General features: G+C 53.5%; 14 protein-coding genes and 1 riboswitch. Of the genes, 4 read left to right on the top strand and 10 right to left on the bottom strand.

What is annotated here, in order from left to right:
• Positions 1–42 precede the first annotated feature (42 nt).
• From AC6HVW_RS02190 to fabB, 3 genes are all read right to left on the bottom strand, one after another.
• Positions 43–471, bottom strand: coding sequence for a hypothetical protein (locus AC6HVW_RS02190; RefSeq protein ID WP_059201356.1), 429 nt, complete (start codon positions 469–471; stop codon positions 43–45).
• A gap of 191 nt (positions 472–662) precedes the next feature.
• Positions 663–1,673 carry a magnesium transporter gene (locus AC6HVW_RS02185; RefSeq protein WP_059201357.1) on the bottom strand — a complete coding sequence of 337 codons (1,011 nt, stop codon included), beginning with the start codon at positions 1,671–1,673 and terminating at the stop codon, positions 663–665.
• Between the two features lie 59 nt (positions 1,674–1,732).
• Positions 1,733–1,903: riboswitch (M-box (ykoK) riboswitch) on the bottom strand.
• Positions 1,904–2,192: 289 nt separating this feature from the next.
• Complete coding sequence (gene fabB, locus AC6HVW_RS02180) at positions 2,193–3,407, bottom strand: beta-ketoacyl-ACP synthase I (protein WP_021178607.1); 1,215 nt, start codon at positions 3,405–3,407, stop codon at positions 2,193–2,195.
• 170 nt (positions 3,408–3,577) lie between these two features.
• Between fabB and mnmC the strand changes: the two genes are divergently transcribed.
• On the top strand, positions 3,578–5,599 hold the full coding sequence (gene mnmC, locus AC6HVW_RS02175) for a bifunctional tRNA (5-methylaminomethyl-2-thiouridine)(34)-methyltransferase MnmC2/FAD-dependent 5-carboxymethylaminomethyl-2-thiouridine(34) oxidoreductase MnmC1 (RefSeq protein ID WP_368439587.1): 2,022 nt from the start codon (positions 3,578–3,580) through the stop codon (positions 5,597–5,599).
• Between the two features lie 42 nt (positions 5,600–5,641).
• Here mnmC and AC6HVW_RS02170 read toward each other — a convergent pair whose 3' ends face one another.
• The 6 genes from AC6HVW_RS02170 to prmB all read right to left on the bottom strand — a co-directional run bounded on the left by AC6HVW_RS02170 (position 5,642) and on the right by prmB (position 10,408).
• Positions 5,642–5,923, bottom strand: coding sequence for a YfcL family protein (locus AC6HVW_RS02170; RefSeq protein ID WP_021806053.1), 282 nt, complete (start codon positions 5,921–5,923; stop codon positions 5,642–5,644).
• Positions 5,924–5,955: 32 nt separating this feature from the next.
• Positions 5,956–6,501, bottom strand: coding sequence for an elongation factor P hydroxylase (locus AC6HVW_RS02165; protein WP_024529154.1), 546 nt, complete (start codon positions 6,499–6,501; stop codon positions 5,956–5,958).
• 76 nt (positions 6,502–6,577) lie between these two features.
• Positions 6,578–7,378, bottom strand: a complete 801-nt coding sequence (locus AC6HVW_RS02160) for a sulfite exporter TauE/SafE family protein (RefSeq protein WP_071684082.1) — start codon at positions 7,376–7,378, stop codon at positions 6,578–6,580.
• 90 nt (positions 7,379–7,468) lie between these two features.
• Positions 7,469–8,296: a penicillin-insensitive murein endopeptidase gene (mepA, locus tag AC6HVW_RS02155; protein ID WP_071684083.1), complete on the bottom strand. Its 828-nt coding sequence runs from the start codon at positions 8,294–8,296 to the stop codon at positions 7,469–7,471.
• 9 nt (positions 8,297–8,305) lie between these two features.
• Positions 8,306–9,391 carry a chorismate synthase gene (gene aroC / locus AC6HVW_RS02150; RefSeq protein ID WP_071684084.1) on the bottom strand — a complete coding sequence of 362 codons (1,086 nt, stop codon included), beginning with the start codon at positions 9,389–9,391 and terminating at the stop codon, positions 8,306–8,308.
• A gap of 84 nt (positions 9,392–9,475) precedes the next feature.
• On the bottom strand, positions 9,476–10,408 hold the full coding sequence (gene prmB / locus AC6HVW_RS02145) for a 50S ribosomal protein L3 N(5)-glutamine methyltransferase (RefSeq protein ID WP_021178614.1): 933 nt from the start codon (positions 10,406–10,408) through the stop codon (positions 9,476–9,478).
• Positions 10,409–10,590: 182 nt separating this feature from the next.
• Between prmB and smrB the strand changes: the two genes are divergently transcribed.
• The 3 genes from smrB (at position 10,591) to AC6HVW_RS02130 (ending at position 15,497) form a co-directional block, all read left to right on the top strand.
• Positions 10,591–11,121 carry an endonuclease SmrB gene (gene smrB / locus AC6HVW_RS02140; RefSeq protein ID WP_021806058.1) on the top strand — a complete coding sequence of 177 codons (531 nt, stop codon included), beginning with the start codon at positions 10,591–10,593 and terminating at the stop codon, positions 11,119–11,121.
• Positions 11,122–11,572: 451 nt separating this feature from the next.
• A complete protein-coding gene (locus AC6HVW_RS02135) occupies positions 11,573–13,675 on the top strand; it encodes a filamentous hemagglutinin N-terminal domain-containing protein (RefSeq protein WP_186486566.1) in 2,103 nt (700 codons plus the stop codon).
• 160 nt (positions 13,676–13,835) lie between these two features.
• Complete coding sequence (locus AC6HVW_RS02130; RefSeq protein ID WP_186486565.1) at positions 13,836–15,497, top strand: ShlB/FhaC/HecB family hemolysin secretion/activation protein; 1,662 nt, start codon at positions 13,836–13,838, stop codon at positions 15,495–15,497.
• Positions 15,498–15,553: 56 nt separating this feature from the next.
• Here AC6HVW_RS02130 and sixA read toward each other — a convergent pair whose 3' ends face one another.
• On the bottom strand, positions 15,554–16,036 hold the full coding sequence (gene sixA / locus AC6HVW_RS02125; RefSeq protein ID WP_059201361.1) for a phosphohistidine phosphatase SixA: 483 nt from the start codon (positions 16,034–16,036) through the stop codon (positions 15,554–15,556).
• Positions 16,037–16,088 lie beyond the last annotated feature (52 nt).

Below are 16,088 nucleotides of genomic sequence, written 5' to 3'. Positions count from 1 at the left end.
CAACTCAGGTCACCGTGCTGGACGGCAAAGTGGTTGGTTTGGCTATTCACGGAAGCGGCAGAAGACGATCTCTGCCGGCGGGCCTGCTATCGGAGGGGTTTGCCAATCGAGGCGGGAGAACTGTGCCTGGGGCTGAGGATCGGCCACCAACAGCTCACTGCTGGCAGGTATTACTGCCGCCAGGGCAAGATTACCGTGGTCTTGCTGTGCCGTATCTGGAACGCAGTGCTTTTCACACAGCGGCCCTTCGGCCTGCATCATCTCATTGGCTAGCGGATCGGCGGCCTGCATATGCATCGTATGCTGCGCGGCTGGCGCAACGGTGGTGAGTTGCAGGTTGCAGTGATGGCTGGCGATCGCCAGTTGGCTGTTGAGCAGTAGCCAGCAGACGGCCAATAGCCATGCTGTGGCCCGCTTCTTGGCGAAGCGCAACCGGTGCATAGATATTGAGATGGACGCCAAAGCCGACATGCAAAAATTCCAGAGTAAGAAACTGTGCTGAGTATATCGGCAGAAAACCGTCACAGGAACGGAATTTACACCCGCTGACAAAGCCGCCTCGGAACGATCCTATAAACTGAAAATGCTTTGATTACAGTCAACTACACAGCTTAAAAATCCCGTTAATCATAGCAAAAACCGGCTTTCGCCGGTTTGCATTATTAATTCAGCCCCAAGGTCCACTGGGCTATTTTGAAGTAGATTATCAAGCCGGTGCCGTCTATCAGCGTGGTGATAAACGGGGCGGAGACTACGGCAGGATCCACACCGAAGCGTTTCAGAGCCATTGGGATCACGGAAGAGACAATCGCGGCCCACAGCGTAATACAAACCAGGGTCAAGCTCACAATGAGCGTAATCTCATAGCCGATACCCATCATCCAACCACGGAACGCACCAGCACAGGCCAGCGTTAACGCGATCATGATCGAAGTCGTCATTTCCTTGCTCAGCACACGTCCCAAATCGCGCATGCGGACCTCCCCCAAGGCCATGGCCCGCACAATGGTGGAGGTAATTTGCGTGCCGCTGTTACCACCTGTACCCACCAATAGCGGGATAAAGAAGGCCAGGGCAATCGCCGCTTCCAATGACTCTTCAAAATGCTGAATAACCGTGCTGGTATAAGCCTCGGCGACGAACAGCAGCAGCAGCCACACGCTACGTTTTTTCCACAGCTCGAAGGAGCTCATTTCAAGGTAAGGCTTATCAAGCGGCAGGCTCGCCCCTTGCAAATGGGCATCCTCGGTGTTTTCATCCTCGATAATCTGCGCGATTTCGCGCTCGGTTAAGCAGCCGACCAAACGGCCATTATCGACCACCGCCACAATATCTAAATTATTATTGTCCACCAGTTTGGCGATATGTTCACGTTCGTCCGTGGGTTTTACATGGAAGAAGGTGGTCTCCATCATATCCTTGATACGTTCGCCATTATGTTCTTCCTGCAATAAACGTTTAACAGAAAGAACTCCCACCAGTTTGGTGCCATCTTCAATAAAGATTTGTGCGGGAATATCGTCGTTGGAAAGTTGGTTAACGAATATTTTCCTGGCTTCGCCAACGTAAAGATCTTGATGTAGAACAGAGACTTTCTTGTTCATATAACGCGCGATGGCGTCGTCTTCAAAGTTGGCGTTTTGATAAAGGTCTTGCAATACAACATGTGACATTCTAGATACTCCCGATTGAAAGATGGAGTCTCATAGAGGCGACAAGACAGGACAGCGAAAGCCGATCCCCACGTCTTGGGTTTAGCACTATACAACGTATCCCCAGGGGGAAGTTACCTTAGCAATGCCTTGATTCGGCTAATGCTTGTTTTACCCTTGGTGGCCTCTCTCGATGCCATTAGAGCGGTAACTTGTGTTCGTATAGGAGCCTCGCCATAACGAGATCGTAAAGCTAGATAAAGCGTGGGCATTATGACTGGTTTGATTATTCGTATAGGAGAAATGGTAATTTCGTTGAGGTATTATTTATTTTTTGGGACAAAAATTAACCGGGTTAATTTATTATCCTGTCAGGCCACGGCTAAATTAAACGAAAAAGCGCTCGCCGTTTAAGTTATCTGCTGTCAGTTTTTTGATCTGAGAAATCTTAATTTTCACTGATATAAGATATCGCGTTAAAAACGCATAAAAAAACGGGCACCTATTACGGTGCCCGATTGATAATATGACGCCCTGCGCTTACTTCTGCAGTTTACGCATTACCAGCGTGGCGTTAGTGCCGCCGAAGCCGAAGCTGTTGGACATGACCGTGGTCAGCTCACGCTTGGTTGGCTCGGTCACGATGTTCATTCCTACCGCCTTCTCATCGAGGTTATCGATGTTGATGCTTGGCGCAATGAAACCGTGCTCGACCATCAGCAGGCTATAAATCGCTTCCTGCACGCCCGCCGCACCCAGTGAGTGGCCGGTCATCGCTTTGGTTGAAGAGATGGCCGGGGTGTTATCGCCAAAGACTTCACGGATCGCGCCCAGTTCTTTCACGTCGCCGACCGGCGTGGAGGTGCCGTGTACGTTCATGTAATCGATTGGTGTGTCTACGCCCTGCATTGCCATCTTCATGCAACGCACCGCGCCTTCACCCGATGGAGCCACCATGTCGGCACCGTCTGAAGTCGCACCGTAACCGATGATTTCCGCATAAATATGCGCGCCGCGAGCCAGAGCGTGCTCCAACTCCTCAACCACTACCATGCCGCCGCCGCCTGCGATAACGAAACCGTCACGCGCTGCGTCATAGGTACGGGAAGCTTTTTCTGGCGTGTCGTTGTAGCTGGTGGAAAGCGCGCCCATAGCGTCGAACTCGCAGGCCATTTCCCAGCACAGCTCTTCGCCACCGCCAGCAAAGACGACGTCTTGTTTACCCAGTTGGATCAGCTCAACGGCGTGGCCGATACAGTGTGCTGAAGTTGCGCAGGCAGAGCTGATGGAGTAGTTCACGCCGCGAATTTTGAATGGGGTAGCCAGGCAGGCAGAAACGCCTGATGCCATCGCCTTGGTCACCATGTATGGGCCAACGCCACGCAGGCCTTTGGCGCGCATACCGTCAGAACCCGCAACCTGGTTACGTGGAGAACCACCACCGGAACCGACCACCAGACCGGTGCGATCGTTGGACACCTGATCGGCTGCCAGGCCGGAATCTTGAATCGCTTGTTCCATGGAGAGATAGGCGTAAACCGACGCGTCGCTCATAAAGCGCATCACTTTACGGTCAATCAGACCGGTAGTGTCGAGTTTAACATCACCCCATACGTGACTACGCATGCCGGAATCTTTCAGCTCCTGGGAGAAGGTGATCCCAGAGCGGCCTTCCTGCAGACTTGCCAGGACCTCCTGCTGGTTGTTACCAATGCTGGAGACGATTCCCAGGCCAGTAATCACTGCACGTTTCATTCAAGTACCTCTTCCACAATTTACATTCGGGATTTTGCAACGCACTTTAGCGTACAGATGTACGCCGAACAAGTCCGATCAGAATAATTTTGCATTATCTTTACCCAGTTTGCACCTCGGGGCTACCCCCGTTAAAATCGCTCTATCCCTTGAATTACGAGCAACCTACCGTGAGCAATGCCCCCATCCAAACCGCAGCGTTAAGCTGGAATGAACAAGGTACACCTGTTTCGAAACAGTTTGATGACGTCTATTTTTCCAACCAGGATGGGCTGGAGGAAACCCGCTACGTCTTTCTGGGGGGCAACCGGTTGCCACAACGCTTCAGCGATCACCCACGCTCACTGTTTATTGTGGCAGAAACCGGCTTCGGTACCGGGCTGAATTTTCTGACTCTGTGGCAGGCCTTTGCCCGTTTCCGCCAGGAGACACCGGCGGCGAGTTTGCAGCGTCTGCATTTTATCAGCTTTGAGAAATACCCATTGCAGTTGGAGGATCTGGCGGCAGCCCATGCCCAATGGCCAGAACTGGCTCCCTTTGCCGATGAGCTTCGCGCCCAGTGGCCTTTGCCGCTGCCAGGGTGCCACCGCCTGCTGCTTGCCGAAGGGCAGATCACGCTCGATTTATGGTTCGGTGACGTCAATACCCTGTTGCCGCACTTTGATGCCAGCATGAACGATCAAATTGACGCCTGGTTTCTCGATGGCTTTGCGCCGTCCAAAAATCCCGATATGTGGAGCGAACCGCTGTTTGCTACCATGGCGCGTTTTGCCCGCCCAGGCGGCAGTTTTGCCACCTTCACTGCCGCAGGGTTTGTCCGCCGTGGATTGCAGCAGGCCGGGTTTGAGGTTACCAAATGCAAAGGCTTTGGCCAGAAACGCGAGATGCTCACCGGTCAGCTACCTGCCGACACCCCGGCAAGCGTCAATCCAAGCCCGTGGTTCCTGCGCCCGGCAGCGGAGAATACCGACGATGTCGCCATTATTGGCGGCGGCGTAGCCAGTGCGCTCACCGCGTTGGCCTTATTGCGCCGTGGGGCCAGGGTGACCTTGTATTGCGCCGATGCACAGCCCGCAGAGGGCGCATCCGGCAATCGACAGGGGGCGCTGTACCCATTGCTGAATGGCCGGGGCGATGCGTTGGAAAACTTCTTCTGCGCCGCCTTCCCCTTTGCCCGCCGCCAGTATGACGCCCTGCTGCAACAGCAGGTTGAGTTCGATCACCAGTGGTGTGGCGTCAGCCAATTGGCCTATGACGAGAAGAGCGCAGGCAAGATCGCCAAGATCCTGGCCGTTACCTGGCCGCACACTCTGGCCCAACCGGCCGATCGCGCTACGCTTAGCACGCTGTGTGGGGTCGATACGGGGTTTGGTGGCATTCACTATTCGCTTGGGGGATGGCTGTGCCCTGCCGACCTGACGCGTGCCGCGATTGCCCTGGCCGAACGGCAGGGATTGGTTTGCCACTATCTGCATACGCTTTCCGATCTGAACCGCAGTGATGAAGGTTGGCAGTTGCATTTTGCTGGGGGGGCAACTCACCAACATGCGACGGTGATCCTGGCTAACGGGCACCAACTCACCACTCTGGAACCTGGTGCCGCTCTACCGGCCTATGCAGTGCGCGGCCAGGTTTCACATATTCCCACTACGCCAGTCTTAAGTGAGTTAAAGCAGGTACTGTGTTACGACGGTTATCTGACGCCGGTGAATCCTGGCAATCAGCAGCACTGCATTGGTGCCAGCTACCAACGCGGTGAATCAAACACGGAATATAGTCAGGCAGAGCAAGAAGAGAACCGCGAACGCCTGCTGCGCTGTCTGCCAGAACAGAGTTGGCCGCAAGAGGTGGATATCAGTGGCCAGCAGGCCCGCTGTGGCGTACGCAGCGCTACGCGAGACCACATGCCGATGGTGGGTGCCGTACCGGACTATCAAACCACTCTGGCGCTGTATGGCGATTTACAGCAGCAACGCCAGCGCGGCGAAGCAATTGCCGATGCGCCAATGTATCCGGGGTTGTTTATGATCGGAGCCTTGGGCTCACGCGGTCTGTGCTCAGCGCCGTTGGCCGCGGAGATTTTAGCGGCTCAGCTGTTTGGCGAACCCTTACCGGGGGATAGTGAGATGTTGGCAGCGTTGAACCCAAACCGCATGTGGGTCAGGAAGCTACTGAAGGGACGCGAGGTATAGTTCATTTGAGGGGCCAGCGTGATGCTGCCCCCTTTAGAGCAATTACTCAGTCGGCAATGCTGTCTGATACAGGTTTTCCCACATGCCCAGCACCAACACCTGATCCGGTGGGGAAAGTTCCCCGGCCTTGATGGCCTTGTCCAGGCTGCTCTGCACCCGCACCTTGAGCTGTTCGGCGCTGTGTTCGGCATGTTCTTCCGATTCCGCCACCGCCAAAGTCAGATGACCGCGCAGGTAGCCACCGGCAAACAGTTCATCATCGCTGGCGTGCTCTACCATGTCATCAATCAGCGCCAGAATGCGCGCTTCAAATTCTGCGATCATCAAATTTCCTCGTTAACAAACAGACTCTGGCCTCAGAGATCTTCCGGGTAGGGAAAATGCTCGGCCGCCAGCGGAGGCGTATTGTAAAACGATTGCAGCGCCTGAATAAAGCGCGCAGGTCGTGTGGGTATTCCCCGCTCCAGCAATTCCAGCACCCGGGTACGGACTTTACGCTGGAAACCAATGCGATCCGGCTCGCAGTCTCCACTGAGATTGTCGCAGCTGACGTTGAACGGGAAACCCGCCGCCACGCAGAACATCCACTCCAGCGCCTGCGGATTAATCTCGACCGCTTCGAATTCACTTTGCGTCTGGGCATCGCGCCCATCCGGGCAATACCAGTAACCGAAGTCCACCAGCTTGCGGCGTTCGGCCCCGGCGATGCACCAATGGGAAATTTCATGCATGCCGCTGGCATAGTAGCCGTGTGCAAAGACGATGCGGTTATAAGGCAGCTCATCATCGGCAGGCAGATAGATAGGCTCATCGTCGCCTTTAACCAGGCGGGTATTGAACTCATCGCTAAAACACTGATTAAAGATTTCAATCAGTTGCGGATACTGGTGTGTGTTTGGCATAAAAAAACTCAAATAACCACAAAATTAAGGGGGCCATTATAGCCGATATCTCTCGGCTTGCCGCCCCTTTGAAATGTTAAAAATGCAACGCCAACCATTGCTGGATTTCCGCCCCGTGATTGTCGTACAGCAATTTGCAGCTCATGATCAGAGACACTATCACGATCATCGGCCGGATCAGCTTCTGGCCCTTGGTCAGCACCATGTGCGCCCCAAGACGGGCTCCGAACACCTGCCCAACCAACATCACCAGACCAATGCTCCAGATGACTTGGCCGCCAATAATAAACAGCACCAGGCTGGCCAGATTGGAGGTGAAGTTCAGCACCTTGGCGTGGGCAGTTGCCTTGGCCAAGTTAAAACCGCACAGCGTCACATAGGCCAAGGCATAGAACGAACCAGCTCCTGGCCCGAAGAAACCGTCGTAGAACCCTACACAGCCCCCAGCTACCAGGCCAAAGGGTAACGCCCCCAGCCGACGCTGGCGATCGCTTTCCCCCAGCCGTGGCGTCAGCAAGAAATAGACACCGATACCGATCACCAACAGCGGCAGCATCTGGCGCAGTATATCGGCACGCATATGCTGCACCAGGATCGCCCCGATCACTGACCCCACCAACGTCAGGAAGATGGTCAGCTTCTGGGTATTAAGATCGACAGCGCGACGGCGGACAAAGTACAGGCTGGCGGAAAACGATCCCCCCACCGACTGCAATTTATTGGTCGCCAGCGCCTGCGTGGGAGGAACGCCAACGGCCAGCAGAGCCGGTACGGTCAACAGCCCACCGCCACCGGCGATCGAATCGATAAACCCGGCGAACATTGCTACCAGAAACAGTATCCCGAGCAATTCGGGACCTAACACCAGCCCATCCATAAGTCGTCTGCCTGCTTTTTTATTTGCGCACACACTACGCCTTATGACACCAAAAATAAACGCCCCTTTCGAGGCGTTGTTATTTGGCTATCAGCGGTTGGCGAAGTGGCTATCCAGCAGCGCCTGACAGGTTGGCGGCAGCGGTGGCGGCTCCTTCTTGACCGGATTGGCGTTCGGCTGATGCGGTTTGAACCAGCTGGCCAACTCGGCACCACAGCCATCGCCCACCGGCGGCGCATCCTGATCTAAACACTCCAGGCTACCCGCCGGGCAACGCAAGCGTACGTGCATATGCGCACGATGCCCAAACCAAGGGCGGACCTTATGCAACCAACCGCGATCGGCACCGGCATCCTGGCACAGGCGCTGTTTGATCGCCGGGTTAACGAAGATCCGCGTCACTTCGCTATCCTGCGCCGCCATCTTGATCAAGGATTCGATCTGCGGCTGCCACTGGCGCTCCACTACCTGCTTACCGTCGCCAGAGACCAGATCGATCGGCTGCGGTTTCAACAGTTGCTGAGCGCTCCAACGTTGGCGAGGCAGCTGCAACCAGATGTCCACGTCCAAACCGGATTGGTGGCTGGCATGGCCGCTGCTGAAGCGCCCACCGGCCGGCATGGCCATATCCCCGATCAACACCGTGCCCAGTGCTTTCTGGTTGGCCTGGCTGCTCAGGCGTTGAATAAACGCCAGCAGGTCAGGATGGCCAAAATAGCGCCGTTGGTCGGTACGCATCACCTGATAATCCGGTGAATTCAGTGGCAACGGGTGCGCCCCGATGATACAGCCATTGGCGAAACCGCCAACGGCCTGCGCAGTGCCACCGACCGGGTGGTCAATCTTTTGCCACGGCGTTAATGCCAAGGCAGAGCTGGAAGCGATCAACGCAGCGAAGCCCAGCAGCCATTTTTTCATCGTAGTCCCTTACCAGCGTGGTACGTCGGAAATCACATCACCGTTTTGCGCACGCTGGCGCAGCAGGTGATCCATCAGCACGATCGCCATCATCGCTTCGGCGATCGGCACCGCACGGATCCCGACACACGGATCGTGGCGGCCACGGGTGACCATTTCCACCGCTTCACCCTGACGGTTGATCGTACGGCCCGGCACCATGATGCTGGAGGTCGGCTTCAGCGCCAGATGGGCAACCACCGGCTGGCCGCTGCTGATACCACCAAGAATGCCGCCAGCGTGGTTGCTCTGGAAACCTTCAGGGGTGATTTCATCGCGGTTTTCACTGCCACGCTTGGTGACTACGGCAAAACCGTCGCCGATTTCTACACCTTTGACCGCATTGATGCTCATCAGCGCATGCGCCAAGTCGGCATCAAGACGATCGAACACCGGCTCGCCCAACCCAACCGGGACGTTTTCCGCCACTACGGTCACTTTGGCACCGATGGAGTCGCCCTCTTTTTTCAGCGCGCGCATCAGTTCGTCCAGGGCTTCCAACTTGTCCGGATCCGGGCAGAAGAACGGGTTCTGTTCAACCTGATCCCAATCTTTCAGCTCGCAGCTCACGTCGCCAATCTGCGCCAGATAACCGCGCACCTGTACGCCAAACTTCTGCGCCAGATATTTTTTGGCGATGGCACCAGCGGCAACGCGCATCGCAGTTTCACGCGCCGAAGAACGGCCACCGCCGCGATAATCACGCACGCCGTACTTTTGTTCGTAGGTGTAGTCAGCATGGCCAGGGCGGAACACATCTTTGATCGCGCCGTAGTCTTGCGAGCGCTGATCGGTGTTTTCGATCATCAGGCCAATGCTGGTGCCGGTAGTGACGCCTTCAAAAACCCCGGAGAGGATGCGCACCTGATCCGGCTCGCGGCGCTGGGTGGTATAGCGCGAAGTGCCGGGGCGGCGGCGATCGAGATCGTGCTGCAAATCAGCTTCTGTCAGCGGAATGCCTGGCGGCACACCGTCTACGATACATCCCAGCGCCACACCGTGAGATTCACCAAATGTGGTGACGCGGAAAAACTGCCCAATACTGTTCCCTGCCATCACGGCTCCTTACCGTTGGTTGTCATCCCGTTCGCGTGCAAACGGGGCATACAGGCTCACACTATGGCGAGCCCAGGTTGTTGGTTAGCTGCGGTAGAGGCTGAAATGCTCTTTGCAGTCAATCAGTTGCTGTTTGGTCAGCATGAATACGCCGTCCCCGCCGTTATCAAACTCCAGCCAAGTGAACGGAATATCCGGATATTGTTCCATCAGATGTACCATGCTGTTGCCCACTTCACAAATCAGCACGCCGTCATCACTCAGGAAGTCTGGCGCACAGGCCAGAATGCGGCGCACCAGCTTCAGGCCGTCGCTGCCTGCGGCCAGGCCCAGCTCCGGCTCAAAGCGGAACTCTTGCGGCAGGTCGGACATATCTTCCGCATCGACATACGGCGGGTTGGTGACGATCAGATCGTATTGGATCGCGGGGACGTCACGGAACAGATCGGAGCGGATCGGGATCACCTGATGTTCCACGCCGTGCGCCTGAATATTACGCTCGGTCACGGCCAGCACGTCGGTGGAGATATCTACCGCGTCCACTTCCGCTTCCGGGAAGGCATAGCCGCAGGCGATAGCGATGCAGCCACTGCCGGTACACATATCCAGGATATGGCGTGGCGGATGTGGGATCAGCGCGCTGAAGCGATCGTTGATCAGCTCACCAATCGGCGAACGCGGTACCAGCACGCGCTCATCGACATAGAACTCCAGATCGCAGAACCAGGCTTTATTGGTCAGGTAAGCAACCGGGATGCGCTCGTTGACACGGCGGATCACTCGCTCAACGATGCGGTGACGCTCGCTGGAGGTTAAACGCGCAGTGCGCATATCTTCAGGAATATCCAACGGCAGGAACAGGCTGGGCAAGACCAATTGCACGGCTTCGTCCCACGGGTTATCGGTTCCGTGGCCATAGTAGATATTGGCGGCGTTGAAACGGCTTACGGCCCAGCGCAGCATATCCTGAATGGTGTGCAGCTCATTCACTGCTTCTTCGACGAAAATTTTGTCCAATTTGCCCTCCGGCAGGCACGATGATTCATGATTTAGCCCCGTAGTTTGCCATGAAGCCTGCGACAAATCAGCAGCAATAGCAGCGTAGCAGCATTCTGGTTGGCATTCAGTGCCAGTTTTGCGTCGACAGAAACCTTCGAGCAGGTAAACTAGCGCGATAAATGATAGGCGACGAGCGAATAATGAAGAATAAGCCCCCTCTGAGCAAAGATGAATTATTGCTCTTTAGAGAGTCGGTAGCGGGAGCAAAGAAGCTGCCGCAGGACACCATCGTCCACCCAAAACCGAAAATGAAAACCAAGCAGATCGCGCCGCAGCGCCTGTTGCAAGAGCAGGTGGATGCCAGCTTTTACTTTTCCGATGAGTTTCAACCGCAGTTGGAGGATGAGGGCCCAACGCGCTATGTGCGTCCCGGCTACAGCCACTATGAGTTGAAGAAACTGCGCCGCGGAGATTACGTGCCGGATCTGTTCCTGGATTTGCATGGCCTGACGCAGATGCAGGCCAAGCAGGAGCTAGGGGCGATGATCGCCGCCTGCAAGCGTGAGCACGTGCATTGTGCCTGCGTAATGCACGGCCACGGTAAACACATCCTCAAGCAGCAAACGCCGCTGTGGCTAGCGCAACATCCGGACGTGCTGGCGTTCCACCAGGCTCCCAAAGAATGGGGCGGTAACGCAGCCATACTGCTGTTGATCGAACTAGCCGAATAGCGAAATAAAATGGCACTTGGCGGTGCCAAACAATCCTCAATGACGGTGTCCAAAAGGGGCCATGAGTTGGGAACAACCTTGACAAAATAGCCCCTACCAATCCTGGCAAAAACTTAAGTCCCCTCCCCAGTACCCTATCCACTTAAATACACCAAACGCTTTTAAGCTGGGATTTCAAATAAAACATTTGTTTTAAATATGCTTGAAACAAAAATCACTGATGTGATTTAAAATTTACGAGAATGATCCTGTATTAACGCCAAAAAGTAGACAAGGGGAATATTGTCAGTAGAATGCGCATTTTGTTATACGTAGATAAAGCGTATACATTGTTATGCGCAGTTAATAACTGCTACAAATAGCCGCATCGCAAATATAGCACCTTAAGTTAATCAAATAATAGTATATACCACCTGCACAACTTGGGGATGATCCCTCATGGTTGACAGAAATGAAGTTAGCTGCAAAGCCTTTTTCCACCAGTTCGGCTATCAATATTGATAGCCTTTGCATTTCAAATATTATAGGAAATAATATTATGACCCTAAAAAACAAACAGAAGCCGTTTCTTGCCAAACTTTCGCCAATTTGTTTCTTTAGCCTGCTGGCCTTACAGGGAGTCACCGTTACCCAAGCCGCTATCGTTTCCGCACCAGGTGGCCCATCGCTCGGTGCCAGCTCCATCAAAGGCGGTACGGTTATCGACATTAATAAGCCCGGCAGAGGGGGCGTTTCTCACAATATCTATAACCAGTTTGACGTAGACCGTGGTGGAGTGGTGCTAAATAACAGCGCACAAAACTCGACGACCCAGGTGGCGGGTGCCATTAACGGCAACAAGAATATGGCCAAAGGGGCCGCTAACGTTATCCTCAATGAAGTCAACTCCGCTAAAGCCAGCCAACTCAACGGGATGATTGAGGTAGCAGGCCAGAATGCACAGGTTATTATTGCCAACCCATCGGGGATTACCTGTAACGGCTGCGGTTTCATCAACGCCAATCGTGCGACCTTGACCACGGGCAAGGCCTCGGTGGCTAATGGGCGCGTCCTCGATTACGTTGTCAACAAAGGTAAAATTACCATTACTGGCGATGGCTTGCAGAGTTCCAGCGCCAACTATACCGATTTAATTGCCCACACCGTTGCCATTAACGCCGACGTGCAGGCTCAGGATCTAAGGGTCACTTATGGCCAAAACCGCGTTAATGTCGACAACACCAAAGCCACCCTGCTCTCTGCTGCTCGTCAGTCTGGCATAGGTCTTGACGTTTCCAACCTGGGCGGCATGTACGCCAACAAAATTACGCTGATCGGTACCGGGAATGGCGTGGGTGTAAATAACGCTGGCACCCTCGCCGCTTCTGTTGGTGATGTGACCATGAACATGAATGGTTCACTCACCAATAAGGGGACTATTTCTGCCCAAAAAGATCTCAGGGTGGTATTGACCCCCAGTAACAACAATACATACGTAATAAACAGCCCAGATGGTTATCTTGAAGCGGGCAATGATATTGATATTAAAAGCGCTTACGTGAGAAACATCAAAGGGACCATGGTGGCCGATGGCAATATCAACATCGACATTTCCGCAGCCTCATCTTCAAATGTAGGTGTTGATAATGATAATGGTGAACTCAGCGCTGGAAAGGGTATTATGATTAGCACCAAAGGATCCTCAATCAAAAACAGCGGCGGTATCATCAGTGCCGTGGACGATGTCACCCTGGACGCCAAGTATGGTGTGAATAACTACGTGGGTAGAATTGTATCAGATGTCGGTGGCGTGACTGTTAATACCGCTAACACGCTCTTCAACGACAGAGGGATTATTGAGGCTAACTGCTGCGTGACGCTGAATGCCTACAAGATAAGCAGTCAATATGGCCTCATCCAAACCAAGGATGACGTTGTTATCAACGTCTCATCCGAACTGAATAACACCCAGGGTGAAATCCTGGCAGAAGGCAACATAGCTATAAAAGCGTCAGAGATTAAAAGCAACTCAGGAAAAATCATGGCTCAAGAAGCTTTGAATATCGACGCCGCTCGTCTGGTTAATAGTGCTTATCACAATCCGACCCAAGAATACGGAATATTCAGCGGTGGTGACATGAGCCTAAATTTAAGCTCCTCACTCAATAATGAGTATGGTGTCATCGCTTCTCAGGGGGATATCACCATTATCTCTAAGTATCTCATAGCCAATAAGCATGGGCATATTGGGAGCGATAAAAACATCACGCTGACTGCGGCCAACATTGGCAATCACAATGGCAATATGATTGCTGGCGAAAATCTGGTGGTTAATGCCTCACGTTTAGATAATGGCTCATCGGCCAGCACTGCTGGAAACATTGAGGCCGGTGATACTTTAGAGATCAATATGAAGCGCGGCCCGCTTTCCGATGGTCAGCAGGTCGATGGCAGCTTCTATAATCAAGGGACCTTGGCTGGCAAAAACAAGATCAAGGTCAGTACTGATGGGAAATTCAGTAATTACGGCAAACTGATCTCAGACAATACTGTAGAAATCCATAGCAAGCGCTAATCCAGTGCTAATGCTGCCCCCCTATCACATCTATTCATCGCGAGATAGGTAATTACAAGCTGATAGCCATGTTAACAATGGCCATCAGCTGTTTTTCTTTTTTTACCTATATCCATACCGCGTCTGATTTAAGAAAAATCATATTAATAAGGAAGTTAACATGCGTTTTCGCTCTCCCCATGCTTGGCTATTGCTTATTCTCACCCCCTTGGTTCAGGCAGCTGAAAATGGCCAGTTTATTGAGCAGCAAATGAGCCACCAGCAGGAACAGGAAAAAGCACGCTACAACCAATTGGAAACCGTAGGTAAAGACGTGCGCTCCGCCGGCAACGCTGGACTAAGTACCCACATTGACTTTCCTGAAGAACAACCCTGCTTCACCATTCAACGGGTTGAACTGAATAAGGACGACAAGATCCCTCATTGGATACCCTTGCGCAAACTGACAGAACAAGCACAAGGGCGCTGCCTGGGGATCCAGGGGGTGAAAACGCTCGCAACTGCCTTACAAAATGACCTGATTGGGCATGGCTATATCACTACCAGGGTCATGATCCCCCAGCAAAATTTGACCGAAGGGCTTCTCACCCTGGATATCCTGCCCGGCACCATTGGCAACGTCAGGCTAACCGATGACAGCGATAAGTACGTCAACTTGCACACCACCTTCCCTGGCAGCCAAGGGGATCTGCTGGATCTGCGTGCTATTGAGCAGGGGTTGGAAAACATGCAGCGCATTCCTGATGTCGTTGCCAATATTTCACTCCACCCAGGCAAACATGCGGGTGAATCCGACCTGGAAATAACCCGTGAACAACCCTCATTCTGGCGTTTGGGCGGTTGGCTGGATGACTCAGGCAGTAAACAAACCAGCCGCTATCAAAGCGGCCTGGCTTTATATATTGATAACCCGACCTCGATGAACGATCTGTTCTACGTTTCTGCCGGTCGTGATTTGCAGTTCCAATCGACCCGTCATGCTAATAATGGCTCGTTGTACTACTCGGTGCCCTACGGCTTTTGGTCAGTGGATTTATATGCCAGCCGCAGCGAGTATTTGCAAAATATCCATGGCATCTATACCGATTTTTCCTACCGCGGCAAGTATCGCAACCTTAGCTTAAAAGTTAATCGCCTGTTGTATCGCAACGCAAGCCAAAAAAACACGCTCAGTTTTCAGGTCCTCAAGCGTAACTCGCATTTTTACCTGAACGATACGGAACTGCAGTTACAACAGCGTAATATGGCCAACTGGAGCGTCGAGTTCAATCACCGCCACTACGTCGGCCAGTCCATTGTCGATGCCATGTTGAGCTATCAGCGTGATACCACCTGGTTTGGTGCCGAAAGACCGGTGGACAGCGCTCCGTCAAGCCGTATCCTCAACCTGGATATCAGCACCTATACGCCATTTACTGTGCAAGATCTCTCAATGAGTTATCAATCCCGCTTTCGCCAGCAATATAGCCCGGACCGCCTGACCACTCAGGATCAATTCAGTATCGGTAACCGCTGGACCGTACGTGGATTTGACGGCGAAATGAATATGATGGCCAGCAAGGGCTACTACCTGCGCAATGACCTGAACCTGAACCTGCCAAAACTGGAGCAGCAATTATATCTGGGTATGGATTATGGCCGGGTGAAAGGTGACGGTAGTAACGATTTTGCCGATGGTCACCTGCTCGGTAGCGTTGCCGGTATTCGAGGGAAGGTAAAAGCGGTCGGTTATGACGCCTTCGTTGGGGTGCCGCTGTCCAAGCCCGATAATTTCATCACCAGCCCGGTCAACCTCGGCTTTACGTTACAGTGGCAATTTTGATGACGTTAATGACAAAGGGCGATGTTTATCATCGCCCTTTGAGGGTGGGAACCAGCTCAGACCTTGGCCATCACCTGTGACGGGCTGACCTGCCATTCAAACTTGCCGATGCTGCCATCCTCGGACAGCTCGACATTAGCGATGGCGGAGGTAGCAAACATTGGCGGGCATTCCCCTGGGCACAGTTCGGCCACCAGATAACCCACCAGCGGTAGATGGGAAACCACTAATACCGCACCAATGCCCTCTTTCGCCAGCGCCTGCAGATAACAGCTCACCAGCCCAGCGTCGCCCCCTGGAGTCAGCTCCGGCAGCACTTCTTCACCTTCCGGCAGCGTTAACGCTTCGCGTACCGTTTCCAGCGTCTGCTCGGCCCGCAAATAGGGGCTGACCAGCACTCGTTCAATATCCACAGACTTGGTGTTCAACCAGGCCGCCATCTGACGTGACTCATCACGGCCACAAACGGTAAGAGGCCTTACCGCATCGCTGGCTGCATCGAGTGCCGCCTCTCCGTGACGCATAATCAAAACTTGCATATTGCACCGCTGTTGTTGACAAAATAACGCTATACAGAAACGCCGAGCGTGC

The organism is Serratia sp. NCCP-200, assembly GCF_059697885.1.
The sequence above is the reverse complement of the archived record's forward strand: the minus strand, read 5'-3'. Positions and strand labels throughout refer to the sequence as shown.

What these genes read in the sequence shown, in the direction of transcription:
- AC6HVW_RS02190 (WP_059201356.1), bottom strand. Translation starts at nt 471, where the DNA reads ATGTCGGCTTTGGCGTCCATCTCAATATCTATGCACCGGTTGCGCTTC.
- AC6HVW_RS02185 (WP_059201357.1), bottom strand. Translation starts at nt 1,673, where the DNA reads ATGTCACATGTTGTATTGCAAGACCTTTATCAAAACGCCAACTTTGAA.
- fabB (WP_021178607.1), bottom strand. Translation starts at nt 3,407, where the DNA reads ATGAAACGTGCAGTGATTACTGGCCTGGGAATCGTCTCCAGCATTGGT.
- AC6HVW_RS02170 (WP_021806053.1), bottom strand. Translation starts at nt 5,923, where the DNA reads ATGATCGCAGAATTTGAAGCGCGCATTCTGGCGCTGATTGATGACATG.
- AC6HVW_RS02165 (WP_024529154.1), bottom strand. Translation starts at nt 6,501, where the DNA reads ATGCCAAACACACACCAGTATCCGCAACTGATTGAAATCTTTAATCAG.
- AC6HVW_RS02160 (WP_071684082.1), bottom strand. Translation starts at nt 7,378, where the DNA reads ATGGATGGGCTGGTGTTAGGTCCCGAATTGCTCGGGATACTGTTTCTG.
- mepA (WP_071684083.1), bottom strand. Translation starts at nt 8,296, where the DNA reads ATGAAAAAATGGCTGCTGGGCTTCGCTGCGTTGATCGCTTCCAGCTCT.
- aroC (WP_071684084.1), bottom strand. Translation starts at nt 9,391, where the DNA reads ATGGCAGGGAACAGTATTGGGCAGTTTTTCCGCGTCACCACATTTGGT.
- smrB (WP_021806058.1), top strand. Translation starts at nt 10,591, where the DNA reads ATGAAGAATAAGCCCCCTCTGAGCAAAGATGAATTATTGCTCTTTAGA.
- AC6HVW_RS02135 (WP_186486566.1), top strand. Translation starts at nt 11,573, where the DNA reads ATGAAGTTAGCTGCAAAGCCTTTTTCCACCAGTTCGGCTATCAATATT.
- AC6HVW_RS02130 (WP_186486565.1), top strand. Translation starts at nt 13,836, where the DNA reads ATGCGTTTTCGCTCTCCCCATGCTTGGCTATTGCTTATTCTCACCCCC.
- sixA (WP_059201361.1), bottom strand. Translation starts at nt 16,036, where the DNA reads ATGCAAGTTTTGATTATGCGTCACGGAGAGGCGGCACTCGATGCAGCC.